Annotated in this window: 22 protein-coding genes and 1 pseudogene; 9 read left to right on the top strand and 14 right to left on the bottom strand. The window is 57.9% G+C overall.

Going from position 1 to position 24714, the window contains the following annotated elements:
- Positions 1-46 precede the first annotated feature (46 nt).
- On the bottom strand, positions 47-958 hold the full coding sequence (gene miaA, locus AU381_RS17925) for a tRNA (adenosine(37)-N6)-dimethylallyltransferase MiaA (RefSeq protein WP_064243073.1): 912 nt from the start codon (positions 956-958) through the stop codon (positions 47-49).
- Here miaA and serB point away from each other — a divergent pair.
- Together serB and AU381_RS17915 are read left to right on the top strand one after the other, a co-directional pair.
- Positions 957-1844 carry a phosphoserine phosphatase SerB gene (gene serB, locus AU381_RS17920; RefSeq protein ID WP_064243072.1) on the top strand — a complete coding sequence of 296 codons (888 nt, stop codon included), beginning with the start codon at positions 957-959 and terminating at the stop codon, positions 1842-1844. The genes miaA and serB overlap by 2 nt on opposite strands.
- Positions 1841-2443, top strand: a complete 603-nt coding sequence (locus AU381_RS17915) for a GNAT family N-acetyltransferase (RefSeq protein WP_064243071.1) — start codon at positions 1841-1843, stop codon at positions 2441-2443. Before serB ends, AU381_RS17915 begins: the two co-directional genes overlap by 4 nt.
- Here the strand turns inward: AU381_RS17915 and AU381_RS17910 are convergent.
- From AU381_RS17910 to AU381_RS17870, 9 genes and pseudogenes are all read right to left on the bottom strand, one after another.
- A complete protein-coding gene (locus AU381_RS17910) occupies positions 2424-3932 on the bottom strand; it encodes a Do family serine endopeptidase (protein ID WP_064243070.1) in 1509 nt (502 codons plus the stop codon). The two genes, AU381_RS17915 and AU381_RS17910, sit on opposite strands and share 20 nt — an antisense overlap.
- Before the next feature lie 316 nt (positions 3933-4248).
- Entirely contained in the window at positions 4249-4635 is a 387-nt protein-coding gene (locus AU381_RS17905) for an ACT domain-containing protein (RefSeq protein ID WP_064243069.1), read from the bottom strand.
- Between the two features lie 6 nt (positions 4636-4641).
- Positions 4642-4827: a DUF2065 domain-containing protein gene (locus AU381_RS17900; RefSeq protein ID WP_064243068.1), complete on the bottom strand. Its 186-nt coding sequence runs from the start codon at positions 4825-4827 to the stop codon at positions 4642-4644.
- A 7-nt stretch (positions 4828-4834) separates the two neighbouring features.
- Positions 4835-5770: a protease modulator HflC gene (gene hflC / locus AU381_RS17895; RefSeq protein ID WP_064243067.1), complete on the bottom strand. Its 936-nt coding sequence runs from the start codon at positions 5768-5770 to the stop codon at positions 4835-4837.
- Positions 5767-6849 carry an FtsH protease activity modulator HflK gene (gene hflK, locus AU381_RS17890; protein ID WP_064243066.1) on the bottom strand — a complete coding sequence of 361 codons (1083 nt, stop codon included), beginning with the start codon at positions 6847-6849 and terminating at the stop codon, positions 5767-5769. The genes hflC and hflK overlap by 4 nt, the downstream gene beginning before the upstream one ends.
- Before the next feature lie 205 nt (positions 6850-7054).
- Entirely contained in the window at positions 7055-7594 is a 540-nt protein-coding gene (locus AU381_RS17885; RefSeq protein ID WP_064243065.1) for a dihydrofolate reductase, read from the bottom strand.
- A complete protein-coding gene (locus AU381_RS17880) occupies positions 7587-8192 on the bottom strand; it encodes a glutathione S-transferase family protein (protein ID WP_064243064.1) in 606 nt (201 codons plus the stop codon). Before AU381_RS17880 ends, AU381_RS17885 begins: the two co-directional genes overlap by 8 nt.
- A gap of 144 nt (positions 8193-8336) precedes the next feature.
- Positions 8337-8618 (bottom strand): annotated as a pseudogene (gene thyA, locus AU381_RS17875) (thymidylate synthase); the annotation flags it as partial.
- 641 nt (positions 8619-9259) lie between these two features.
- Complete coding sequence (locus AU381_RS17870; RefSeq protein ID WP_064243063.1) at positions 9260-9853, bottom strand: helix-turn-helix domain-containing protein; 594 nt, start codon at positions 9851-9853, stop codon at positions 9260-9262.
- Between the two features lie 55 nt (positions 9854-9908).
- Between AU381_RS17870 and AU381_RS17865 the strand changes: the two genes are divergently transcribed.
- Complete coding sequence (locus tag AU381_RS17865) at positions 9909-10211, top strand: hypothetical protein (RefSeq protein WP_064243062.1); 303 nt, start codon at positions 9909-9911, stop codon at positions 10209-10211.
- Positions 10212-10255: 44 nt separating this feature from the next.
- Positions 10256-12214, top strand: a complete 1959-nt coding sequence (locus tag AU381_RS17860; RefSeq protein ID WP_064243146.1) for an AAA family ATPase — start codon at positions 10256-10258, stop codon at positions 12212-12214.
- Between the two features lie 370 nt (positions 12215-12584).
- On the opposite strand, the gene ligD is transcribed toward AU381_RS17860, so the two are convergent.
- The 3 genes from ligD to AU381_RS27715 form a co-directional block, all read right to left on the bottom strand.
- Positions 12585-13556, bottom strand: a complete 972-nt coding sequence (ligD, locus tag AU381_RS17850) for a non-homologous end-joining DNA ligase (RefSeq protein ID WP_064243060.1) — start codon at positions 13554-13556, stop codon at positions 12585-12587.
- Positions 13557-13589: 33 nt separating this feature from the next.
- Entirely contained in the window at positions 13590-13952 is a 363-nt protein-coding gene (locus tag AU381_RS29815; protein WP_064243059.1) for a sunset domain-containing protein, read from the bottom strand.
- A 113-nt stretch (positions 13953-14065) separates the two neighbouring features.
- Entirely contained in the window at positions 14066-14239 is a 174-nt protein-coding gene (locus tag AU381_RS27715; RefSeq protein WP_064506656.1) for a DUF3606 domain-containing protein, read from the bottom strand.
- A gap of 1130 nt (positions 14240-15369) precedes the next feature.
- Here AU381_RS27715 and AU381_RS29810 point away from each other — a divergent pair.
- The 5 genes from AU381_RS29810 (at position 15370) to AU381_RS17805 (ending at position 22052) form a co-directional block, all read left to right on the top strand.
- Positions 15370-15648: a hypothetical protein gene (locus tag AU381_RS29810; RefSeq protein WP_156528629.1), complete on the top strand. Its 279-nt coding sequence runs from the start codon at positions 15370-15372 to the stop codon at positions 15646-15648.
- Positions 15649-16026: 378 nt separating this feature from the next.
- The gene (locus AU381_RS17825; RefSeq protein WP_156528628.1) at positions 16027-16416 is read left to right on the top strand and encodes a hypothetical protein; all 390 of its coding nucleotides are present in this window, start codon (positions 16027-16029) and stop codon (positions 16414-16416) included.
- A 1301-nt stretch (positions 16417-17717) separates the two neighbouring features.
- Positions 17718-18524, top strand: coding sequence for a hypothetical protein (locus AU381_RS17815; protein ID WP_064243054.1), 807 nt, complete (start codon positions 17718-17720; stop codon positions 18522-18524).
- Between the two features lie 1578 nt (positions 18525-20102).
- Positions 20103-20891, top strand: coding sequence for a hypothetical protein (locus AU381_RS17810; protein ID WP_064243053.1), 789 nt, complete (start codon positions 20103-20105; stop codon positions 20889-20891).
- A 333-nt stretch (positions 20892-21224) separates the two neighbouring features.
- The gene (locus tag AU381_RS17805; RefSeq protein ID WP_064243052.1) at positions 21225-22052 is read left to right on the top strand and encodes a phosphogluconate dehydrogenase C-terminal domain-containing protein; all 828 of its coding nucleotides are present in this window, start codon (positions 21225-21227) and stop codon (positions 22050-22052) included.
- A 346-nt stretch (positions 22053-22398) separates the two neighbouring features.
- Here AU381_RS17805 and AU381_RS17800 read toward each other — a convergent pair whose 3' ends face one another.
- Positions 22399-24273, bottom strand: coding sequence for a methyl-accepting chemotaxis protein (locus tag AU381_RS17800; protein WP_064243144.1), 1875 nt, complete (start codon positions 24271-24273; stop codon positions 22399-22401).
- Positions 24274-24714: the final 441 nt, after the last annotated feature.

Here is a 24714-nt window from a genome sequence, read left to right as displayed (position 1 = left end):
GTCGAGCAGGCCTTGCTGAAGGAACACGTCGTCCTCGAGCAATGCCCTATAAGACCTCATCGGGATGTGCGATGCGCTGCCAGCTTTCATCGAGCTGGTTGCGGAACCAGGTCCTCTGGCGTTTGGCGTATTGTCGTGTCGCGGCCGCTCCCGTGGCGATCACCTCCGCTTCGCCTGTCTCGCCCCGCAGCATCGCGGCGATCTGCTGCACGCCGATCGCCTTCATCACCGGCATGTCCGGTGGAAGCTTCAGCGCCAGAAGCGCGCGCACCTCCGCCACGGCGCCGCTCGCAAGCATAGTTTCGAAGCGCCGATCGATGCGGCTGTGGAGCAGCGCACGCTCCGGCAGCACGACGATCTTCTGCGCCCGGTCAGGATCGACGATCATCGGGCCGCGGCTCTGCTGGTAGAGTCCAATAGGGTTGCCGGTCGCCTCGATGACCTCCAGCGCCCGCACGATCCGCTGGCCGTCCTCTGCTCTCAACTGTCCTGCCGTCTGCGGGTCGCGGCGCTCGAGCTCGGCGTGGAGGGCCGCAGCCCCCTCTGCCTTCAGCCTCTCCCGCAGCCGCTCGCGGATCTTCGCCGGAACCTCGGGCATGTCAGACAGACCGCCGGTCAGGGCCTTGAAGTAGAGACCGGTGCCGCCGACGACGACGGGCAATCGCCCCTCGCTGCGCAGCTTTGCGATCAGCGCCTGGACGTCGCGAAGCCAGGCGCCGGTCGAATAGAGCCGTCCCGCCGGCACATGGCCGTAGAGAAAATGCTCGACGCCGCCCATTTCCGCTTCGTCCGGACGCGCCGTCAGCACCCTTAAGGTGTCGTAGACCTGCATGCTGTCGGCATTGACCACCACCCCGCCGTGCCGCTCTGCCAGCGCCACGGCAAGCGCGGACTTGCCGCTGGCGGTCGGCCCGGTTATCAGGATCGCGTCCATGTCTCGATCAAGGTTTTTCATCATGGCTCTGGTTGCCACGCTTATCGCCAATCCGTCAAATCCCGTCCTGACGCCTGCCCTGGCTGAGGCCGCGGCTGAAGCCGTCCAGGCGTCCGGGCTCTACTGGCTGGCCGATGGCGTCGCCTGCGACATCGCGCTCAAGGACGGCACCGATCCGGATGACGCCGATGCGCGGCTGCGAACTGCCGTGAACGACGCCGCTATCGACGTCGCGGTGCAGGATGCCGAAACCCGCCGCAAGAAGTTTCTCATTGCCGACATGGATTCGACAATGATCGGCCAGGAATGCATCGATGAACTCGCCGCCGAAGTCGGGCTCAAGGAAAAGGTCGCCGCGATCACTGCCCGCGCCATGAACGGCGAGATCGCCTTCGAGCCGGCGCTGATCGAGCGTGTCGCACTGCTGAAAGGCCTCCCCGCCACGGTCATCGCGGAAGTGATTGCCAAGCGCATTACCCTGACCCCCGGCGGACGCGAACTGATCGCCACCATGAAGGCAAAGGGCCACTACACAGCGCTTGTTTCCGGCGGATTCACGGTCTTTACCGGCCCGATCGCCGAAAGGCTCGGTTTTGACGAGAACCGCGCCAACGTGCTCCTTGAAGAGAACGGGGCCCTGACCGGCGAAGTCGCCCGGCCGATCCTCGGCAAGCAGGCCAAGGTCGACGCACTCATCGACATCTCTAAACGGCTCGGCATTTCGACGGCCGACGTTATCGCCGTCGGCGATGGCGCCAACGATCTCGGCATGCTGCAGCTTGCCGGCAGCGGCGTGGCGCTGCACGCCAAGCCGGTCGTTGCCGAACAGGCGAAGATCCGTATTGATCATGGCGACCTCTCCGCCCTCCTCTATCTGCAGGGCTACCGCAAGACGGATTTCACAACGTGATCATTTGCCAGACCGAGCGTCTGAGGATCCGCAATTGGCTGGAAAGCGACCGCGATCTATTCGCCGAAATCAACACCGATCCGAAGGTGATGGAGTTCTTCCCGCACCGGCGCAATCGCGTCGAGTCGGACGCGCTGTTCGATCGCAATACCCGCGACATCGCGGAGATGGGTTTCGGCTTCTTCGCGCTTGCGCTTCGCGACAGCGACACGCCGGTCGGGTTCTGTGGCCTGGCACGCACTGATCTTGAGCCTTGTCTGCCCGACGGCACGATCGAGATCGGCTGGCGCCTTGCCGTCTCCCACTGGGGCAAGGGCTACGTGACCGAGGCGGCGCTGGCGCTTCTCGAACACGGTTTCAGCGAAAGGAAGCTGAGCGAGATCGTCTCCTTTGCGGTGGCGACAAATGCCCGCTCCGTTGCCGTGATGAAGCGTATCGGCATGCACCGGGACCCTGTTCGCGACTTCGATCATCCGCGCGTGCCAGACACGCATGCGCCTCTGAAGCGTCACCTGCTCTATGCGATTGGCGCGGAGGAGTGGAGGCGCGGGGTCGGCAAGCTGCCGCCGCGCCCTGATACTACTCCATCCGCACCGTAACGAAACGCAGCTCGCCGGTCTTGTTGGCGATCATCAGAAGCGCGTTGCGGCGGCCGTCGGCTTTCAGTTCCTCAACCCGGGACGTGACGTCTTCCGGCGAGTCCATCGCCTCCTGGCCCACTTCAACGATGACGTCTCCCACTTCGACGCGGCGCTCGGACGCGGGCGAATTCGGCTGGACCTCGGTCACGACGACGCCGTTGACGCTTTCCGCAATGCCGAAAGCCTTGCGGCGATCGGAGTCAAGCACCGAGAGCTTCATGCCGAGTACGACATCCGTCGCCGGCAGCGTGGCAGCCGGCGGTTCGCTGGGCTTGGCGCCTTCGGGGCTCGGCGCCTGGCTGCCGCCTGCCCTCGCCAAGTGCTCACCATCCTCGAGCCGCCCGAGCGTCACGCGCACCGTCTGCTCCTTTCCGTCGCGGATGATCACGACCTCGACCGCTTTGCCGACCGGACTTTCGCCGACCGCGCGCATCAGATCGCGCATTTCGCCGATCTCGTTGCCATCGAACCGGATGATGATGTCGCCCGCCTTGATCTCGCCGTTGGCAATCGGCCCGCCCTCGATGATGCCGGAAACCAGCGCCCCATGCGGAGTGTCCATCTTCAGGCTTTCAGCGATATCGTCGGTGACCGGCTGAATGCGCACGCCGAGCCAGCCGCGCCGCGTTTCGCCGAACTCCTTGAGTTGGTTGACGACATTCATCGCAAGCTCGGTAGGGACTGCAAAGCCGATGCCGACCGACATGCCGGTCTGCGAAAGGATCGCCGTGTTGATGCCGATCACCTCGCCCTGCATGTTGAACAGCGGCCCGCCCGAATTGCCGCGGTTGATGGCTGCATCGGTCTGGATGAAGCTGTCATAGGGTCCGGCATTGATGTTGCGGCCGCGCGCCGAAACCACGCCCACGGAGACCGATACGCCGAGGCCGAAGGGGTTTCCGACGACCATCACCCAGTCGCCGATCCTTATCTTACGTGAATCTCCGAAGGACACCGCCTTGAGCGGCTTCTTCGGTTCGACTTTCAGCACCGCCAGATCGGTCTTGGTATCGGTGCCGACCAGCTTCGCCTTCAGCCTGGTGCCGTCGGAGAGGTTGATCTCGATATCGTCGGCGTCCTGGATCACGTGGTTGTTGGTGACGATGTAGCCGGACGGGTCGATGATGAAGCCAGAACCAAGCGAATTGACCGTGCGTGGGCGTCCGCCTTCGCCGCCCTGCCCCTTGAAGAATTCGTCGAAGAACTCCTGATGCGGCGATCCCTCCGGCACCTGCGGCATCGGCGCGTTGTCATCGTCACCCTTGACGTTCTGCGAAATGGAGATGTTGACGACGGCATCGAGCAGGCTTTCGGCGAGATCCGCGACGGAGGGCGGACCGGCCGCCGGCCGCGGCAGCGCCGTTTCGGCAAGGGCCGAGCTGGAAAAGAGCAATGCCGTCGCAGCCGCCAGCACCAGGCCGCGGAAGATTTCAGGTCGTTTCGACAAGTCGCTGTGCTCCTATCATTCCTTTACGTCACGCCGACCACGGACTCTGGCGCTCCGCGACAACTGCGTGGTTCGTTTCCATCCGTCTTGGCGAATTATACCACTGCCGCAATGTGTTGCGGCGGCTGCTTCGCGCAGCAAACGATCTTCTTTTCAAGATACGGCGGATTTCCGGAGCGTCCAGACACGATTTCCTGATCTCTCATGCCTGTCGCCCAAAAATGCGCAGCGGATTTGGGGTATCGACCTGCATAATAACAAGGACCTAAGTGCGCCGCGCAAATACGTTGGCTGCGACGCGCTTCAGTCTCGCCGATCACGTGGTGATTTCGTGACCGTGCTCCTTCAGCGCCTGCACCGCTTTATCGAGATCGGAACCGGCAACGAAGACGTAGTCGGTGCTGAAGGTCGAATTGGCGAAGACGCCGACACCGGCCGCCGAAAGCGGATGAAGCACCGAAGACAGGACACCCGGCACGGAGAAGCTGAAATGCTGTTCTATGCGGAGACAGCGCCAGCCAAGCGAGCTCTGCACGCTCGAGGGGATGCGGGCGGCGCGGCAGACGAGCGTCATTTCCTCGCGCGAACTCGAAACCGTCCAGAACCCCGGCCCGGGGAGCCACTCCGGAATAGCGGACCCGATGTTCAGGCGGGTAATCGCATATTCGGCATCGACCAACCGGATCAGCAGTTTATGTGGCATTTCGCACTATCCTCGAAGCAACCAAACAAGTCCGACGCCAACGGCCACCGATGTCAGTCCGGCGAGGCGCAGCTGATGCTCCGGGACATACGGCAATCGCTTCGCCATTTCCACAAGAACCAAAGGGGCCAGTGCGTACACCAGCCCCTCGATGATCAGAAAAAATGCAAACCCGGTCAGGAGATCGGACATCGTCCGCTCAATCTCCCGCGGCGGGTGCCGCCGGCGCGGCCGGCGATAGCGGCGGCGTCGTTGTTCCGTCCGCGCTGTTGAAATAACGGAAGAACTCCGAGTGCGGCGACAGCACCACGGTTGTATCCGGATTGCCGATCGACTGTGCATAAGCGGCCATCGAGCGGTAGAATTCGAAGAAGCTGGGATCGCGCTGGAAGGCGTCGGCAAAGATCCCCGTCCGCTCGGCTTCGCCCTCGCCTCGAAGGATTTCCGAATCACGCTGGGCTTCCGCGACGATCTCGACCACCTGGCGATCGGCGATTGCGCGGCGGCGCTGGCCCTCTTCGTTACCGCGGGCGCGGATCAGTTCGGCCTCGGCCAGTCGTTCCGCCTTCATGCGGTCGTAGGTCTGCTGCGAGACTTCCTGGGTCAGGTCGGTCCGGCGGATGCGTACGTCCTCGATGTTGAGACCCAGCGATTCCGCGTCTCCCCTGAGATCGGCGCGAACTTCGCGCATCATCGACGCGCGCTCGTCCGAAAGCGCCGCCTCGAAGCCCCTCAAGCCGTAGACGCGGCGCAGCGACGCATCGAGACGCGTGCGAAGCCGCGCTTCGGCGGATTCCCGGTCGCCGGAAACCGTTTCGCGGAAGCGGCGGGGGTCGGCGATCCTGTAGACTACGAAGGCGTCGACCTCGTAGAACTTGCCGCCGGAGACCTGCACCCGGATATTGTCGAGATCGAAGCGGAGCGCCTGGTCCTCGACATATTGCACGCGGTCGGCATCCATGAAGGCAAAGGGCAGCTTGAAGTAGAGGCCCGGCTCGGTCTTCACGTCCCGGATCTCGCCGAAGCGGACGACGATCGCCTGCTGGCGCTCATTGACCACGAACACCGACGAGTAGACGACGACCAGCACCGCCGCGAGAACGATGAGAATGATTGAGCTGCGATTGTTTATCATTGGGTACCTCCCGACTGCGAGGGTCGGCCAATTTCGTTGAGCGGCAGATAGGGCAGCACGCCCTGGCCGTTCTTCTCATCGAGAATGACCTTCTTCGACTTGCCGAGAACATCCTGCATGGTTTCGAGATAAAGCCGCCTGCGCGTGACTTCCGGCGCCTTGGAATAGGCGTCATAGACCGAAATGAACCGCTGTGCCTCACCCTGGGCTTCCTTGACGACACGGTCCTTGTAGGCAGCCGCCTCTTCGCGGATCTGCGCTCCCTGGCCTCGCGCCTTGCCGAGCACCTGGTTGGCGTACTGGTTGGCTTCCTCGACGAAACGGTCCTCGTCCTGCTCGGCGCGCTGCACCTCGTCGAACGCATCGGCCACTTCGCGCGGCGGCGCCGCATCCTCGATCGCAACGGTGTTCACCGAGATGCCGGCGCCGTAGGTATCCATGGTCGCCTGGATCGTATTCTTGACGTCCGCGGCGATCGCCTGGCGGTTGTCGCGGAAGATGTCCTGCGCCGGGCGCCGGCCGACGACCTCGCGCATGGCGCTTTCAGCCACCTGCTGCAGCGTATCCGCCGGGTTTTCGACGTTGAAGAGATAGGACTTCGGATCGGTGACCGAGAACAGTACGGAGAACTGCACATTGACGATATTCTGGTCGCCGGTCAGCATCAGGCCCGCGCTGGACTGGGAGCCGACGCGGCTGCCGATATTGAGCTGCTGCTCCGTCACCTTGACGATCTCGACGGTCTCAAGCGGCCAGAAGTGATAGTGCAGGCCGGGCATGGAGATTTCCTCCTTCGGCTTCCCGAACCGCATTTCGACACCGCGTTCATCCGGCTGCACGGTATAGATCGAATTGAGCAGCAGGAACCCGACGATCAACAGGCCAATGATGACGAAGACGCCGCCGTTGAAGCCGCCCGGGACCACATTCTTCAATTGATCCTGGCCGCGACGAATGATCTCTTCCAGATCCGGTGGCCCGCCTCGGCCGCCGCGCGGCCTGTTTCCCTGACCCCATGGCCCTTGATTGCCGCCGCCGCCCCAAGGGCCGCCGCCGCCATTTTGATTGCTCCAGGGCATCAAAACCTCTCTTCAAAGAATATTCTCTCGCTGAACGCGCCGCAGACACGCGGCCGGTCACGACGTGATCTCGTTATAGGTATCATGTGCATTGCTTTCAACGCGATACGGGCGAGTTCACCGTAAAGTGCTAAAAATAGTTGACGGCTTCGCAGCGCGGTCGGAAAGGAACGAAGTCGGCCTGTGCCGCCGCTTGAGGCTTCCGCTATTTTGCCAGCGTTTCACGCCGCCGCCACGTGACAAAATGCATCGCATGGCTGTCCTTCTCGCCGCGCGGCAGATCCTCCTCGAAGACCTTCTCGAAAGACTGCGGATCGATCGGCGGAAAGCGCGTGTCCCCATCCACCTCCGCCTGCACCTCGGTCACGTGCAGCACGTCGGCAAGATCGATCGACTGCCGGTAAATCTCGCCACCGCCTATGATGCAGATCTCGTCGGTGCCAAGTCCCGCCGCATGCGCCCGCGCCCTCTCGAGGGCCTCCTGGAGCGACCGGGCGACCTCGGCTCCGGCGGCCATGAAGCCGGGGTCGCGGCTGATGACGATGTTCGGCCGATTGGGCAATGGGCGACCGAGCGACGCCCAGGTCTTTCTTCCCATGATAACCGGCTTGCCGATCGTTAGCGCCTTGAAGCGCTTGAGATCGGTCGAAAGCCGCCAAGGCAGGTCGCCCTCACGTCCGATCACGCCATTCGTCGCGACCGCGACGACGATGACGATCTTCGATTCAGGTGTTGCATCAGTCATGGAAACCACTCGGCTTGCTGTCGATTTCGCGGGCCCGCAGAAGCGCCGGCCGATCGGTCACGACGCGGATGTAGCGGTCGATGACGTCGCTTTCCGGCAGGATTTTGCGCATCCATTGCAGAGCGCTTGCAAGTAGCAGATCGGCCGCACTCATCCGCTCGCCGATAAGATAGGGCTGGCGCGTCACCACATCGATCACATGCGCGCACATCTCGGTATAAAGGCGCGCCAGCGCCGGATTGTTGACTGTGACGCCGGAAATATGGGCAAGCGCCGTCGGCTCGATCACGCCCGCATAATAGGCGAGCCAGGAGAGGTAGGCGCCGCGATCCGGGTGGCCCGGCGGCCGCCCGAGACTGGAGTCGGGGTAGAGGTCGGTCAGATATTGCACGACCGCGGCCGACTCCCAGACCAGCGTCCCGTCGTGGAGGAGTGCCGGCACCTGCTTGTGCGGATGCGGATTGTTCTCGTCCGGACCACCTGAACCGTCCCAGCGGCGGATATCGACGTAGCGAATCCCGTATTCGGCGCCGAGTTCCTCGAGCAGCCAGATGATCCGCGATGAGCGCGACAAGGGTGCATGGATCAGCGTCAGCATCAAGACCTCCCGTCCACCGGTCGCCGCCGGCTTTAGCGAAACATGATCGGGCCGAGCGGGCCCTCACGGTGCTTCACATTCTTATTCGCAGAACATATGAGACGCGGCCGGCAAATCCACCCCGGATACCTTTTGGTTTCCTGATCAGACCGCGACGGGCGCCTTGATGTGTGAATCGGCTTCGTAGCCCACGAGCGCAAAGTCTTCGAACTTGAAGGAAAATAGGTCCTTCACCGCCGGATTGATCTCCATCCTCGGCAGCGCCTTCGGCGTCCTCGTCAGTTGGAGCCGCGCCTGTTCGAAGTGGTTGTGGTAGATATGCGCGTCGCCGAGCGTGTGAACGAAATCGCCCGGTTTCAGCCCCGTCACCTGCGCCACCATCATCGTCAACAGCGCATAGGACGCGATGTTGAACGGTTTTCCGACATCATCAGTTTTTTTCATAATTCGGTACCATGTTTTGTCGAAATGACCCTTCTATCGCTATCCGTCATTATCGTTGATTCCCGTCTTCGACATCAAGTAAGTCGTTTGGATTTGCCGCTCATGCCTAAGGGCTTGTTCCCTGTTCGATCCCCCCCGGAGGGATCGAACCCGCCCATCGGGCGGCCCTTGATGTTCCCCGTCCCGATACCTCTCGCACGACATGTAAGGGAGAGCTTGTCACCCCTTTGGGCCGGAACGCAGTGTAGGACGCAAGTGGCACACTTGCGTTGACCAGCTCTTCCGTCATGTCATGCTTGACACCGGAATTCGTGGATTCATTCCCAACGAGATCGTAGCGTCCTGGTTTTAGAGTTTACCGCCCAACGCGAAATGCCCCTGCGTTGCAATGAAGAAGCCCAGGTAGCGAATCAAATTTCGTCGCTGGCAGTGATCAAACGTTCCAGCGCTTAGTCGACACCCCCCTACCTCCTCAGAAATTGTTTACCCGAGATGGCGAATGACTGTGCGTAATCAGGCTGAAGCTGCGCGTTTCAAATTGCGCTGTAGCTGCTTCAGCCTGAGTGGCAGGACGCCTTAGGACCCAGCCTCCGGCTGGGCTTTCTCCCTCCGAGATTTAGTGATCACTCATCGGGTTGCGCCAGTGGCAGTATTAACTGAACCCCGGCCTCTCTCTTTTTGGGCTCGTCTATCAACTCAACGCCCTTATCCCTGAGCGCAGATGCGATCTTATCAAACTCGATCGACGGAATTGTTTGAGTTTTGCCGCTCGCAAAGCGACTGATGAGACTTTGGCTTACGTTTGCTTTTGCAGCCAAATCTGCCTGAAGCATTCCTACGAGCGCCCTGCCCGCTCGCAGGTGCGCTCGGTGAACGAGCTCGTCAACTTTGTTGGTGTCCCACCGAATCCCTGGCCCGTGCTCGGCGGTTCCCTCGATGAACTCTATTCCGACTTTCTCATAGAAGCGTTTCAGTTTGGTTGCCTGTGGCCGAAGTGCCCTTTGGTAATTTCCCGCCTCCACGCGAAAGACGACGTTGCGGTCCACTTCGGCACGGCTGGCAACCCCTGCTTGCCCTAAACCAAGCAAGGACCGAGCAGCACGGAAACTCCCACCATGAAAATCCATAAGGCCGACAAGCAGCCGACGCCGCGAAATGTCAACATTTTGAGCACGCAATGCGATATTTGAGCGCTGTATGCATTTTCTTGACTCCATATGCAGCTGCGTGCTTCCTATGGAAAGGAAATTTACCTCGAATCGGAGTTGCTTGATGTCTTCTGAATGGTTGGGCGAAGAGCCACATAAGCTAATTGGTCGACTCCGTGCGCTCGCACAGGACTTGGAGCGCGTCGCCAATGACAAGCGGATTCACCTTTCCGGCGAGGCCGTTTGGATCGATGACTATATGCTCTTCAAGCGGGCAGTACCCTGCCTCGCTGGCCGTATGACGGGGCACCCCACGATTAGCGACGGCAGGCCGGGGGTGACGAGCGAGGTCTATTACTTTGATGAAAACCTGGGCATCGCACGCACATTGAATCGCTGGTACCGACTGAAGCGCCCCGCTGTCTGAGAGCCGACATGCGCAGGAACGACGCCCCCATTACGAATGTTCCAATGGAATTCACTTCGGTTCTAATGCAACTGCGGCGGGCCGCCCTCGAAAATAGGAACGCCTTTCTTCACTCCGGACTGGCTCTGCATTCCCGCGCCGGAATGGCCGCACTGTTAAAGTCCAGCCGCAACTTTATCGCCTATTGCGGTTTCGTTCGGTTCGTTCGCATGCATCGCCTCGTGTTCGCGAAGCCCGCTTTCGTCATTGTCATCGACGTCCCCAAAGTTTGGCGCGTGCCAGACGTGCAAGCGGCCGCCTCCATGGCATTTGGCCACAACAATGAACTGCGGTTTCTAAATCACGCGGCCGCTCGCGACCGCAAGGGACGTTGGGAAATCGATACGAGCGACTATCTGGCCGCACCGAAACTTGTGATTTTTACCGCTGAAGAGACCGAAATTCACCCGGATTTTGAGATTGCAGCAACGTTCCGCGCCAAGATAGACCTTGGCTTAGAGCGGCATTTCCGAGCTTTGTCATCGCTTTTGAAGTGCGAAGACCTCACCGACGAAGCAATCGCCATGATCTCTAAGGAGCCGAGCGAACGTATCGATGCCGTGTTCCGACTCGGTCATTCCGCCGAAGTCGCAATTTCCAAGCTGAAGTCCTTTGCGGCACCTGAGAAGATTTTATCAGAGGTTGTTCCGCAATCTACAACTACCGGTTTCGGCCCGGCAGGTGAGTGGGCACAGAATCTGAAGAAGGACATTGCGGCATGGCGGCAGGGAACACTGCCGTGGTCGGAGGTAGACCGTGGTGTGCTCATCTACGGGCCACCTGGAACGGGAAAAACCAGGTTTGCTCGGGTGCTCGCTCAAGAATGCGGTATGCATTTGGTTGCAACCTCTTTGTCGCGATGGCAAAGCTCAAAGGACGGAGCGCTAGGCGACCTGTTGCGGGCGATGTATGCAAGCTTCGCCGAAGCGAAAGCGGACGCGCCATCACTTTTGTTCATTGATGAGATCGACAGCGTCGGCGACAGGAACCGCTTTCCTGCGAGGCACCGAAACTATTCCACACAAGTCGTGAACGGTTTGCTGGAAGCGCTGGACGGAGTAGATGGCCGCGAAGGCGTCATTGTTATGGGCGCATGCAATCGTCCCGACCAAATTGATCCCGCGGTGCTCAGAAGCGGTCGGCTCGAACGACACATTTATTTTCCTCTTCCCGACATCAAGGCAAGAGGCGACATACTCAGTTTCTATCTTCCCTCTCTCGTCGATGAGCCTCAGCTTCGAAATCTGGCCGCGAGACTTGTCGGCTATTCCGGAGCCGACATCGAAAATCTTGCGCGGCAGGCAAGGCGGCGGGCTCGTGAGAACAATCGAGCGGTGACTTTAACCGATGTAGAAGAATATATGCCCGAGCGCCAAGCGCTAGACGACCAAGCACTGCTGCGCGTCGCGATTCACGAAGCAGGCCATGCTCTCCTTGCTCACCATTTAACGGTCGGCACCGTTCAACTGGTGGAGATTTATGATCATCGTGACATTCATCCTACGCAAACAACCGGGAACGGGATGGCGCTCGTCGAGACTCCCAAGCGCACTTTTCGCACGAGGAGTAGCATTCTCAATCATATCGCCATGACACTGGGCGGTTTGGCCGCTGAAGAGATCGCCTACGAGGACCGGTCTACTTCTTCCGGCGGCACGAAGGAAAGCGACTTGGCGCTCGCAACCGCGATGGCGATCGAAATGGTCAGCGAGTACGGTCTAGGGAATTCCTTGGTCTTTGCTCCGAAGGCCGTCGATCCTGGCGACGCATTAGCGCTGTGGCAGGACCCGTTCCTCCGGAAGGAAATCGACGCTGTCTTGAACAGAGAGTTCCAGCGAGCGAAGGACCTCTTGTCAGCACGCAAGGCCGAACTGATGGAGTTCGCAACTACCTTGCAAAGGAAAAAGCGGCTCGAAGGTCGTGAGCTCGAAGGACTACTCTCCGGAAATGGACCCGCCGACTGACTCCGCGTGATCGGCGAACTAGTGATCGAGTCGAGTGCTGGCAAAGGCTACAATGGCGCGAGCGTCTTCATCCGTCATGACCGCAAATTTGCCGCCCCATCGCGACAGTGTAAAGGCTCGGTTGGTTTTTACCGGCTGTCAAGCGCCGATCGCACCAGGAGACGGCAAGCACGTGCGGGGCCCGGCCTGAAACCAGGCGGTTCTTTGAGGCATCGTCGTCGCCCGTCTTGCTGATCAGTCGACTCTGCTGCATTATTGCCGAGTTCTTAGGCCTATTTCCGGTCAACATAAGGAGTTTCAAGTAATGCGGAGAGATAAACCAGGCTGGGTGACCTAGTACTAAGCATCGGCGCGGTACATGTTGGGGAGGCTAGAGGTTGAAGACCGCCGCTTCATCCGCCCTCTCCCTGATCCCCTTGAACGAAGGATGCCTAAGCTTTCCGTCTTCCGTCCAAGCGCGATATTCGACTTCCGCCACGAGCAACGGCTGCGTGAAGACAGCGCGCTTGCGCCTGAGTGATACCTGAGGCTCGTCAGTCACGATCCCATCGAGCAACTCGCGCAGCGCGACCGACTCGCGCTGGCTCCAACCCGTGCCGCACCCGCCGACATAAACCAGGCTTTCATCTTTTTTGGCCGCGAGCAACAGGCGACCGATCGCGCCTGGCAACACAGATGGCTCGTAGCCGACGATCACAAATGTGTCTCGGCGTGTGCAGGTTATCTTCAGCCAGTCTCCGGTGCGCCCGGACCTATAAGGCTTCTCGCGATGTTTGGCGATGATCCCTTCGAGACCGTGCTCGCAGGCAACGCGGTAGAATTCGTCCCCATCCGCCTGCACCTCTTCCGAAAGACGGACGGCACCTGTTTGACCGGAGAGAACTTGTTCAAGTAGCCGCCGCCGTTCTCGCTGCGGCAGACGGCGCAGGTCGCAGCCGTCGAGATAAAGAACATCAAAGGCGAAGAGGATGATTTCGCCGGGCTCGTGCAATGCAGGCCTTCGGCCGAGCGCACGTTGAAGCATTCCGAAATCGGAGCGCCCCTGCTCATCGAGCACGACCGCTTCGCCGTCAAGGATGGCGGTTTGGAGCGGAATCAGACGCGCCTCGTCCGCAATGGCCGGAAATCGAGGAGTCCAATCGTAGCCGCCCCGGGTGATGATTCTGACCTGGCCCGGCTCGATGTGGGCTGCTAGCCGATAACCGTCCCATTTCACTTCGAAGGACCACTGCGGCCCTTTGGGCGGCCTGTCCACGAGCATCGCCAAGCATGGATCGATGCGGCTCGGCATTGGGTCGGGCGGCGGCCTGCCTGTGGGTTTTTTCGAGGATGTTCTGACCATTCGCGAATTAACGCGCAGACTAGAGAAATCGCCTCACCGATAAGCCTTCCGCCATCCGGCTTCACGCGCCGCTTCTTCAGAGCAGAACCAACGTTCCCCGAGCAGGGGATTAACGACCGTCTCGCGATAATATTCTTGGCCGGGAACGTGAAATATCCGCTCGCCCGTGGTGCTGACATTTCCTTTGATATCGCATCCGATGCCGGACGCCATTGGGGATGTGAGCATTGCTGCGACCAGGATGGTAACGCCCGTCGCAAGAGCGACACCGGGAATCCACTCGCGAAACTGAGCCTTCACTGACACCTTGCGAGCATAGCGCGGCGGAGATGGACCATTATGTTTCCCCTTCCGCTTGCGATGCTTGCGCGGATCAAAGTCGACAACCGTTCCCATGTCGCACCCCCTCAGCCGGGCACGATTACGTATATTAGCGGTTGAGTCCATTAGCCTCATTGAGTGAACCATCGCCCCCTTACGATAAGGCTGCCGCGAGGCAGCTGAGGGCGCTATTTCTTTCCGAGATACTCCATCACCTTGACACGGCTCGGCCCAGCCTCCCGGATCGCCTTTAGCGCCTTCTGCCGCGTGACCTTGGCCGTCTTCACGATGTAGGCGACCTCATGCTCCTGTGTGGATGCAAACTTGCGGTCGCGGCCCTGCTTCTTCGGATCGTCTGCCATGCTTTCCTCCTTCGATGATCAAATAGGATAGGAGCGGTTCTAGGGGCGGCAAGCCCTCGCGGAATCTTGCTCAAGCGCATCACCGCACGAGCGGCTCCAAAGCCCATGCGTGGGCGGCCGCCAACCCAACCGATCAAGACTGCCGGAACGGAACTGATGCCTCTTGGGAACCATCCGAATAGGAAGACGTTAGCTGCCGTCGCCTCGAAAGCGACACAGGAGGTCGGCTTTTACCCTCCACAATGCCCTGAGTCGACCGAGCAGGCAGCGCTCCCGTCTCCTCCCCGAGGGAGCGCTGCCCGTCGCCTTCTTCAGGAGCACAAAACCCATCAGCTATGCCGCCCCGCGCCGCCGGTCGCCCTCCGTCGGAGGCATGAACAAGACGGTCACCGTCCTGGAGCCGCATCGTGGGCAACGAAGACGGCTGGCGACCAACGACAGTGGGAAGTCTCTGCCACGCGTGGCCACCAGCGTCAGCATGTCGAGATCGTAGTTCCACGTGCACCTGCGAACGGACTTCATTCCGTCACGATGGCCATACGCGCACCGCGCCTTTAGCTGCCATCCCAGACTGAAAGCTTCACCGATTGTCTCGACCATGATCGCCAAATAGTACAAGAACAAACAGAGAACAATGACAGCCGCGTGCGAGTTCCACAGATTTTCGGCTGGCAAGATAGGCGCCCGCTGGTCGGCTTGGCGAAGGAACCTGCGATGAGTGACGAACGGATATCGGGAAACACGCGAAGCGATACGGTTCTTTGGGTTCATTGGTGCGAGCAACCGGACTGCAAGAAGTGGGGCAGCTTCGGCTTCGCAGTGGGGCGAAGCGAACCGAAATGGTTTTGCTACGAGCATCGCCCGGAATGGGAATCGAGCGATGAGGCACGCCCGCAGTATTGACCTGGACCCCCGCAGACACGCGATTGATCCGGAGAAAGGCATCGGCCACCTGCGCGGGGACTGGAACACGTCCGTCGAGCAGGGCAAACCTGGCCAGTCTTTCGGCGATTGCCGACTGGATGCCTTCACCTGCGCGAAAGCGCTCACTTTCCTACCAGCGCCTGCACAGGTGATGGGTTCGACGACACCTTTGCGGTGGTGACGGTGCCGCTAGCGGGCAGCCAAAAGTGACGGTGCTGACGAAAGACCTTAGCCGGACCTATAAGAACACCGATTTCGCGGACAAGGTGATTGACCACATTACTGTTCCGGCCGCCCAAGCTGCGTTGTTTGCCGCACCAAAAGTCGCTTCGCTCCGATCACTTCCTCATTTTCACCGCATGGGCTGCCGGTCCCTGATCGACCGACGAAACATAGACGCCGTCTACCAAGCGCGTCTCACTTGCAACATTCGCTTGCCGCCGATCGAAAAATCAGCCGACAATGATGATGAAGCAACGGGCTGATCCAGACATGAGCTCATCGAAGGTATACCTGTCCCCTAACGGACTCGCATTGTCGGCACTGCTGAAACCGTTTCTCGCGACGGCGCTGATACTGGGCATAGACCAGAAAGCCACGACCCTGAATACTCTGGTGAAAGCGAGATCCACTGGGATACTCAGCGGACTTTAGAACGCGAAGGGAATATGCTCTTTCTGTGCGAGGACGGACAAGAGTGGACCTTCGACCAGTTGGTGTCTGGAGATTTCGACTATACGCGAGTCCCCCAGACGCCTCGATTTGACTTAGCGTCTGTCTCGTCTCCATCACCACGGAAGCAGCCATTTTGACACGCTTCCTCAAGACTCTTCCAACTTTTCACGATCATCTAAGGACACCTTATGCCACTTCACTATCCGGAAATTACGCCCTCCGATCTTTCCAACGGGCGGGTGTTCAAACTCAACATGGAGCCGTTCGGGGGGAAAGGGACACGAAAGGGAGAGCTTCCTCATCTGGTTGAGCTGTTTCTGTTTCGCGTAGGGCTCCAGTTCGAGCCGCACGAAACCGAGGCTGACAAATGGGTCGTACTCGCCCGGCGGCGGGGTGGACGGAAAACTTGGACGGCCACCTCAACGCTCCCCACCAAGGAGGCCGCAGTCAGTGAATTTTTCTGGAATCTGATCCGGCTAATGCCGTCTCATCAGCGGTCCAAGTATTTCGATGTGATGCCGATCTCGAAAAATCGAAAAAGTAGGTCAGTGGCGGAGGTTCCGACCCGCAACGCGTAAGCAAACCAACCGCTTGGAATTGAGGGACCATCAGATCCATACGGGCCACCAACGAATGGCCACATGTCGGGCGGAGCTGTGAGCAGGTACTTCACCGTCATCTCGCTGAGCGCGTCGGAGCCGACCTTAAAAAACCTTTGATTTGCTAGTCCGGGAGCTTTCGTCCTTAGCGTGACTATCTCCAGGAGGACGGTCGGCTTACCACAATCGGCAGGTCAGCAGTGGCTGTGTCTGGATACCAAATCACTCCTTCTATTGGGCACGCTTCACCTGCCAGAAGATATTCTTCTGCACGATTAAGAGTATTTTTCGCTACCACATGAAGCGGGCGATAGATCTCGCTACAGTCATGTAAAGTGCATCCAATCGTGCCCCCATTATCGAGCTCATCATAATCAAAGATTTCAAGGCTATAGCGCCGGGAGGCGACCTCCCCGCTCGGAAGGAACTCGCGGGTCACGTACGGTATGAAAAGCGGACTATAGTCTCGTCCCGGAACGTGCCATTTCCCGCAAATCACGGAGCGGTGCGTGCTGCTCCGCACGCTTACCGCATTCATAATCGCTCGCTCATATCGACGTATTTGGCCGCCGAACGCGCCGTCGGGGCTGTCCTCCACTCCATCCAGGAAGAATCGGATCTTACCGTGAAGGATCTCGAAGGACGCATCGAGCCCACTTGCCAGAAGCGTTCCTGTGTAGGTCGAGGTTTGGAGCCCTGATGTTGCTTTGAGTTGCGAAATGCTTTCGAAGTTCAGCGTATAGACGGAGTTTGCTTGGCTCATCCTGAGACCGGAAACCGGTATCCAATTGCGATACACGAATCGTCGCCCGGAAAACAAGCGGCCGCAAGGGAATTCAAGATCTGTGGGATCTTTGGCGGATGTCGTGACAACGCCCATGAAGTTGTGGTCTGAGAAACTTGCCGCCGATAAATTCCGACTGCACGATTGGTTCTCTCTTTGATCGAGCCGTTTCGAGCTCGGAGAAGAGGAAGCGCTTCAGACCGTGGCCGTGGAAACAAAGTGCATTGATCTCAGCCTCGATCTGGGATCGAGAGCGAAGTCTGTCGTCCTTTTCCAGCTTTCTCGGACAGACCATCCTGAATGCGTGGAAGTCCGAGAAGATGGCGAGATCATCGACGACTGAGCACTTTCCAGCGAGAAGCTGAGACAATCGACAAGGCCAAGTAGTAAGTTGAGACGTATCCTTAGCATTGCCGCTGTTCCAATCGGCCAACCAGTTGCGGCCGAACAATATCAGAGAAATACTTTTTAGTAGTGATTACCATAGAGACGTTCAATGAGTTCCAACACCTCCATCACACTTTTCATGTCGACACGCGAGTTGACGACCGGATATAGCACCACCCCGGACGGGGAAAAGCCAACTCCTGACCTATTCAAGCGCATTAACGAATGGCTAGCTTGCCGGGCGTTGAAACCGCTGGCTCTCCTCACCGGGAAAAGTTTCGACACGACTACTATCGACATCTCAGGTTTCGCAGGCTCCTTACCATCGAACCTTTTGATCGCTTCCGGCGGCTACCGGAACCTTGGCCTAGACCTGTTGCCAAAGCTGCACAGATTCATCTGCTCTCTACCTTGGGTTGAATCGAAGGCAGTTGTCCTGATAACCTGCCACGATGGCGATCCAGCTCAGGTATTCCGCCCATCGCCGATGGATTCGCGCGGATCGCCGGGCACTGAAGTGCAGCAAGACCAATCTTCTACAACCACTATCGCTCTGATGATGTCAAACTATGAGGTCTCGGCCGATACCATTCACGATCGGTCCGAACCGTTTCATCCGCCCTACCTGATGCAAATCGTCAACCAATGGCTCGTGGATCATGACGAGAGGCCACTCTCCCTCCTTGGGGGCTATTCGGCGGACATAGAAAACTGGCGAATGGACGGATTCGGGGGATCAGCGAGGCCCTTTTTACAGGTCGCGTCTGGAGGCTACAGAGAGCTGGATGAATCACTCTTGGAGCAACTGCAGGATTTTGTGACGGAGCTACCTTGGCGCTATCCAGAGGTAGCAACTCTGGTTTTGCGCAAGGATGGTCATCCAGCCGCCGTCCACCGACCGTGCGAAAGTGATTAGCTGCTGTACCGCCCTTCTTCTGCGCCCCTCGAATTGCACATCGCTCTTGCTCTGTCGCCCGGGAAAACAAAAAAGCAGGCCTGTAGGCCTGCTTTCTAATGCGACGACGCAAGGTCGAAGGACTAGCCGCTGCCTAGTCGTCCACTACTTGATCTTTACGATCCGGCCGTGAAGCGCTACGCGGGATGCTTCTGATCATTATCGAGCGGGGCACCTCAATCACGCTCGCCATCCTTTCAGATGGTCCATCGCGACTAGCACGCTTCGTACTCAAAGTCAAAAATCTATCCCGCTACCTTGCCGGATTCGCCGTCATCCAACTTTTTTATTGCCGCCAACAAAAATTCAACCGAGCCTATCAGGTATCGAGTTGTGGGCGATGGTATGTGGGTGGAACTGGACGAACATGAAGTCAGCCGGATTATTGATCTAATTGGCCCCGGAATTATCCGGGATAAGTTAACGGAAAAACCGCACCCCGACGGCGAAAGATTTCGACAGGCAGCCAACGCACATGACGACTATACCCATGTACCTTGCAATGGACCGACAGAGCGGACGCCCAGCGGCGCGTATGTTCTCACTTGGCTATGGGTTTCAAATGAGTCGGCGGGGTTTCATGGAACTCACCGATTCCAAGAACTGTAAGATCGCGAAGGCTACGCGCGAAAGGCTTTCAGCACTGCGCGTATTTCTACTCTGCTGTTAGCTCTCTAACTCAACAGTTGCCACTGTCGCAGGTAGTCGCCTGCGACATTGGCCTGACGCCCCCGTCCGCCAGCCCTCCCTTCCAATTGCCGCCGCTTGACGGCGGCTTCCCTTAGAGGCAGCTCACCACCAGCAGTGGCATCAGAAGGAGAAAACCATGCTGAGCCAGGCCTCTTACAAACTTAAATCGCCTGGGCGGATTATCGTGGCGCGACAGGTACCCCCTCCACGAGAGCCATCCTTCTCGCTGCCAGTTTCTCGTCCGTTGCCACTGCGAGGCCGGGTGCAGGGTTGCAGAGAAGCTGCACAGAACCGCCTGCGACAGTAATCGAGATCAACCAATGTCAACAGCAAACATGCACGCGTCACGGCAATATTCACGGCCGCCGGATAGGAAGAAGCGAATGAGGTGCTTTTCGCACGTGACAAGGCGGACTCAACTTGACGTCATTGACTATTGCCACAGGATCCGGCTTCGCTCCGGCGGCTTTTAGGGCTTCCGGGTCTCTTAATTGTTTCGGCTTCTGCTAAAGAGCAGTCCGGATCCGAGCTGCCGAGTCTAACAGGGCAAAAATTCTTCCAAGTGCGGATCCGAGAATAGCCACTAAAATCCGGCACTTCTGAAAAATGTCAACATTACTCAATGGCTTAGCCTAGTCTATTCTCGCGCAGAGGGGTTGCAAAAACAGCTTCCGTGACCCACCATATCGATTAACGCATCTCACACGGAAGTTCATATGCCTGTTCAAGGCCAATCCGCGAGTATCGCACCAGAACCCTGCCGATGGCGACCTCATCAAATGCTGTCGGTCGATCTCTTCAACGATCCCCTCCACAATTGAAACACTTTCAGATCATGGAAAAGCACGTATGCAAGTAAAAAAAATTGATTTCTATGGTTTCGAGCCCTCCGCACTCGAGATCAATGGCCTACACGTAAGTGTTTTAATAGCCAAACGTGGTTATACGGATGAAGATTCGGTCATACGCTTTGCGCCAGGTGTTATTACATCGCGAGTAAAGTCGGAAGCTGACGACGAATGCCCCATCGAGATAAAAGTTCCCGCGGGCCTGCATTGGGACGATGTGTGGCTTGCTATCTTCGGCCATCGGAGTGGCCGTATTCCCGACTGGACAGCGTATTTGATTGATTTCGTTCATCATGGCAATTGTCCCGACATTGATGCCGCCCTTCTCGAACGTTGCCTGGAATTGACGAACATCTCTATGGAAATGGCACGACAGCGTCGCATGCCGCACGAAGAGAAATGGCGAGCGCAGGACATGCTGAAGGCGGAAACTGAAGTTGACGATTGGCTATCATGGCTGAATATGCATCGTGATTTTGATCTCGATGGTTACGGCGTTCATCTGTCCGAAAGCGGGGTTGAAATCCTGGCTGAGGAACAATGTGATTTCAATCACGGGTACTCATATGCTCCCTTCGCGCATGGATATACTGTCGACAACCTTATAGCAGATACGCTAACCTACAGAGCTTCGCTGGTAAGTCATTTGTTCTATTTTTATGCTCGTCGAGACGATCCAGACTATAGTTTCATTGAGAAGGTGGAAGGCTTTCAGGGTGAGTGCCGCACGAACTCTGGCGAAAGCTTAAGATTACTTGAAACAGATGCCTCACCTATATCGCTCAGTTGACGCGGTATTGTTCCGCCATCAATCGCGACCAAATAGTGCCTGGCCAGTGCTCGATGGCAGGCGGTACGTCTCTCACGCCGCCCGCCCCGTCGAAGTGCAAAGGTCCCGCTTGTCGAACGCATTCCGGCGCAACCACCGTGATAGGATCAATTTCGGCCCGTTGCGGCATGCTTTCAAGATGCTCATCTCACTCTTCCGAACAGTGCCTGACATGGTCTGGGCGCTGCTCTTCGTCGCATCTATCGGGCTCGCGTGATTGACTGATCCTGCCAGCTCGGGTTAAGAGCTTCACGTGGAAGGTATTACCTCATACCTAAAATCCAGGAGGAGTTCATGACTTCGGTTGCGCTGTTCGGGGCTGGTGGAAAAATGGGATGCCGCCTGACGAAGAATCTCAAGGGCTCTCGGTTCGATGTGCGCCACGTCGAAGTGAGCGCTGACGGTAAGGCTCGCCTTGAGAGAGAGCTTGGCATCGCCACTGTTGACGTCGACCAGGCACTCGACGGCGTGGACGTGGTCATATTGGCCGTCCCGGACACGGCGATAGGCAAAGTGGCCTCGAGCATTGAGGCGAAACTCCGGCCGGGCACGATGGTGATCGCGCTCGACGCCGCGGCTCCGGCGGCCGGACACCTGCCGGATCGTCCGGACCTCACGTACTTCGTCACCCATCCATGCCATCCTCCGATCTTCAACGATGAGACGGATCCGCAGGCAAAGCGCGATTTCTTCGGAGGGGTGGCGGCCAAGCAGCACATAGTCTCCGCGCTGATGCAAGGCCCCGAAGAGCACTATGCTCTTGGGGAAGAAGTGGCCAAAGTGATCTGGTCACCTGTCATGCGATCGCACCGAGTCACGGTCGAACAAATTGCCTTGCTCGAACCCGGCCTGTCGGAAACGGTCTGCGCCTCGCTCCTTGTCGTCATGCGCCAGGCCATGGACGAATGCGTCGCGCGGGGAGTCCCGAAGGAAGCGGCTCGGGATTTCCTGCTCGGCCACCTGAACGTCTTAGGCGCGGTGATTTTCGAGGAAACGCCTGGCGTCTTCTCAGACGCATGCAACAAGGCGATCGAATTCGGGATCCCTGCTCTGATGAAGGACGACTGGAAGAAAGTATTCGAGCCCAAGGAAATCGCGGCCAGCATCCGGCGCATCACCTGACGACCTCCCTTTCCTTCGAAGTCGGAGTCGCAGGACCTATGAGCGCACCCACCATAGAGGTCGCTTTGAACGGACCATAGGCCCGTAAGCGTCAGCCCAAGATTCCTGTCGCCGCGGATGGAAATCCTCTTGAGACAATTGTGTGCAGCAGGGCTGGCGGACGTTTTCGCGTTGGGAGGACACGTCCGATCGGGCCAGGTTTGGAAGGCGGACGGCAGCGGCGAAGGCGATCGAGGCTGCCGGAGGATCAGGAGGCGCCTGGTCCAATCTTTCGAATTACAGGGCAGTCTGGAGGAGATTCTCAGTGGCAGGTCACGTCGCGAACTTGGAAACCCGCTTTGCAAGATCACGCCGACGATGCTACCGCCAAAGAGAACGCGGGCCCTTCTATGCGCTTGGTGTTTCCTGGCCCGTCGTCCATCTGGAACCTGGATAACATCTCGAAAAGCGAGGCTGCCTCTTTCGCGAGATTGTGGACGGCAGCGGTCGACTCTTCCACCATTGCTGCGTTTTGTTGTGTCGCTGATTCAATTTTTTCTACTGAGAAATTGATGTCCTTGAGCCCGTCGGCTTGAACGCGAGAAACTTGAGCAATGGCGTCGACGTTTTGATTAACACTCTGCACCTGAACAACGACTTGTCCCAACGCATTGCCGGCCTGATGCACGCGCTGGACCCCATCATTTATATGTAGGTTAGATACCTCCACCAAGGACTTGATTTCTTTCGCGGCCGCCGCAGACCTTTGCGCTAGGTCTCTGACCTCCTGCGCAACCACCGCAAACCCACGGCCAGTCTCACCAGCACGTGCCGCCTCAATGCCTGCGTTCAACGCCAAGAGGTTTGTCTGAGACGCGATTTCATCGATAACGCCGATGATATCGCCTATTTCAACCGAAGAGGCCCGAATTTTCGTCATAGCCTCAACAGCATCGCGCATTATAGTGCCTGACCTCTCGACATTCTCTTTGGTTTCACCGACCAGGACCCCTGCTTCGTGTGCTCTATGACTTGCGTCCACCACCTGCCTTGTCATATCTGCGAGGACCGACGCCGTTTGCTCAACAACTAAAGCTTGTTGCTCCGTCCTGGTCGCGAGTTCGCTCGAGGACGTACGGATCTCCTCAGCACCTGCAGCAATCGCCTGCGCATTATAGTTCACCTCGGACATCGCATCACGAAGCTGGCTGATCGCTGAATTGAAGTCCAATCTGAGCGGCTCAAGAGCTTCCGTGAAAGGCCGATCGAGCTGGATGTGAAGATTGCCTTTCGACAATTGTTTCAACGCTTCGGCAACTTGCTCAACGGCTGAACTAGTCTGTTCGGCAGCCCGCTGGCGCTCTTCCGCTTCCTTCTCCAAACGCTGCCGCTCAGCATCCTGTCGATGATGTTCGGCAGTCGCATCGCGCTCAGCTTTTTCTGAGAGATGGGTCTTAAGGCTGGATATCTGCCTAGCTAGCTGGCCGATTTCATCCATTCGTCGCTCAATTACTCGGTCAATCTGCATGTCGCCGGCTATCATTTGACGGACTGACTGCTGCAGCTTCGCCAGAGGCGCTATGATTGAGCGGGTAGTGAGCGCTGCCGCAAATATCCCGAACAAAGCAGCCACACTTAGCGCAGTGAGGGTCAGGGATTTAAACTCGTCAGAAGCCGCTTTGACTTTGCCGCCTACGCCCTGGTTCAATGCTTGCTCGTAATCGATTAATTTGTTCAAAGCGCCAATCCATGCCGTCAACTTGGGTCGAAGTTGATTTAAGAGGAGTGGCTTTGCCTGGTCTTTTTTTCTATCCAGTGTCAGTTTGATAACTTCGGCGATTAGTGGTTCCGCTTCATTCTGAAATGCCTTCAGACCATCAACAAGACGATGCTCAGCGGCAGTGCTGAAGACATCAGCATTTACGGCCTTCTGCAATTTCGCGGAGTTTGAGGCATAGGACGCCTGCAGCTTTTTCATCATCGCGATTGTCGTCGCTTTATCCGTATCTGAGTCGGTCAAAACGATGTCGCGCAATGCCATTGCTCGATCACGGACCGTTCCGAGCATATCAATGCCGTTCCGGTATTTTTGGCTGTTACTCCCATTTATGAGGCTGAGCTTAGCGTTTATCTCATTCACCTGCCTGATTGACGAAAGGGACAGAACTCCCATTGCGAACAACAGCAACCCGAAAGCGATCGACAAACGTAGTGCCACGCCAAATTCCCGAATATCGCGCATCATTCCTCCGCCGCTGGAAGCAAATTTATTGAACGAGGTGAGTTAGCGTCGAGTCCATCTTTCCGGGCTGTGGACGCTTATCAGGCAAACCGTGCTGCGTCATGCAGCAGTATCGAAGTTCCACTTGAGAAGTGGTATAACCTTATACCTGATACCTTTAATTCGAGTTAAAGTGGTCCTATTCAGACAACGAACGCCTCACAATTGGTATTGGACAGCAGTGTTCGGCGATCTCCGCGGCCAACGGGCCGACCCAAAAGAGCTGTGTTTACAGTTCCCGAAGGACGCGATGCCGCCGATAGCCAGTCCGCATTGCCTGCTCGGCTAACATGGCAATCTGGTTTGCCTCGTCCATTCTTAATTGCGAAGTTGGGGTCCAGAACCGAAAGAGTGTCGAGGCTAACCTGACGCAGTTCAAATAATCCTGAGTTTAGATTTACT

The organism is Sinorhizobium glycinis, assembly GCF_001651865.1.
Taxonomy (GTDB): Bacteria; Pseudomonadota; Alphaproteobacteria; order Rhizobiales; family Rhizobiaceae; genus Sinorhizobium; species Sinorhizobium glycinis.
Note: the sequence above shows the minus strand (reverse complement) of the source record. Positions and strands in the feature narration are given on the sequence as shown.

Bases quoted from the DNA above. Each gene is read 5' to 3' on its own strand.
- serB (WP_064243072.1), top strand. From the start codon at position 957: ATGGCTCTGGTTGCCACGCTTATCGCCAATCCGTCAAATCCCGTCCTG.
- miaA (WP_064243073.1), bottom strand. From the start codon at position 958: ATGATGAAAAACCTTGATCGAGACATGGACGCGATCCTGATAACCGGG.
- AU381_RS17905 (WP_064243069.1), bottom strand. From the start codon at position 4,635: ATGCCACATAAACTGCTGATCCGGTTGGTCGATGCCGAATATGCGATT.
- AU381_RS17900 (WP_064243068.1), bottom strand. From the start codon at position 4,827: ATGTCCGATCTCCTGACCGGGTTTGCATTTTTTCTGATCATCGAGGGG.
- hflC (WP_064243067.1), bottom strand. From the start codon at position 5,770: ATGATAAACAATCGCAGCTCAATCATTCTCATCGTTCTCGCGGCGGTG.
- hflK (WP_064243066.1), bottom strand. From the start codon at position 6,849: ATGCCCTGGAGCAATCAAAATGGCGGCGGCGGCCCTTGGGGCGGCGGC.
- AU381_RS17885 (WP_064243065.1), bottom strand. From the start codon at position 7,594: ATGACTGATGCAACACCTGAATCGAAGATCGTCATCGTCGTCGCGGTC.
- AU381_RS17880 (WP_064243064.1), bottom strand. From the start codon at position 8,192: ATGCTGACGCTGATCCATGCACCCTTGTCGCGCTCATCGCGGATCATC.
- AU381_RS17870 (WP_064243063.1), bottom strand. From the start codon at position 9,853: ATGGAGTCAAGAAAATGCATACAGCGCTCAAATATCGCATTGCGTGCT.
- AU381_RS17865 (WP_064243062.1), top strand. From the start codon at position 9,909: ATGTCTTCTGAATGGTTGGGCGAAGAGCCACATAAGCTAATTGGTCGA.
- AU381_RS17860 (WP_064243146.1), top strand. From the start codon at position 10,256: ATGGAATTCACTTCGGTTCTAATGCAACTGCGGCGGGCCGCCCTCGAA.
- ligD (WP_064243060.1), bottom strand. From the start codon at position 13,556: ATGGTCAGAACATCCTCGAAAAAACCCACAGGCAGGCCGCCGCCCGAC.
- AU381_RS29815 (WP_064243059.1), bottom strand. From the start codon at position 13,952: ATGGGAACGGTTGTCGACTTTGATCCGCGCAAGCATCGCAAGCGGAAG.
- AU381_RS27715 (WP_064506656.1), bottom strand. From the start codon at position 14,239: ATGGCAGACGATCCGAAGAAGCAGGGCCGCGACCGCAAGTTTGCATCC.
- AU381_RS17825 (WP_156528628.1), top strand. From the start codon at position 16,027: ATGCCACTTCACTATCCGGAAATTACGCCCTCCGATCTTTCCAACGGG.
- AU381_RS17815 (WP_064243054.1), top strand. From the start codon at position 17,718: ATGAGTTCCAACACCTCCATCACACTTTTCATGTCGACACGCGAGTTG.
- AU381_RS17810 (WP_064243053.1), top strand. From the start codon at position 20,103: ATGCAAGTAAAAAAAATTGATTTCTATGGTTTCGAGCCCTCCGCACTC.
- AU381_RS17805 (WP_064243052.1), top strand. From the start codon at position 21,225: ATGACTTCGGTTGCGCTGTTCGGGGCTGGTGGAAAAATGGGATGCCGC.
- AU381_RS17800 (WP_064243144.1), bottom strand. From the start codon at position 24,273: ATGCGCGATATTCGGGAATTTGGCGTGGCACTACGTTTGTCGATCGCT.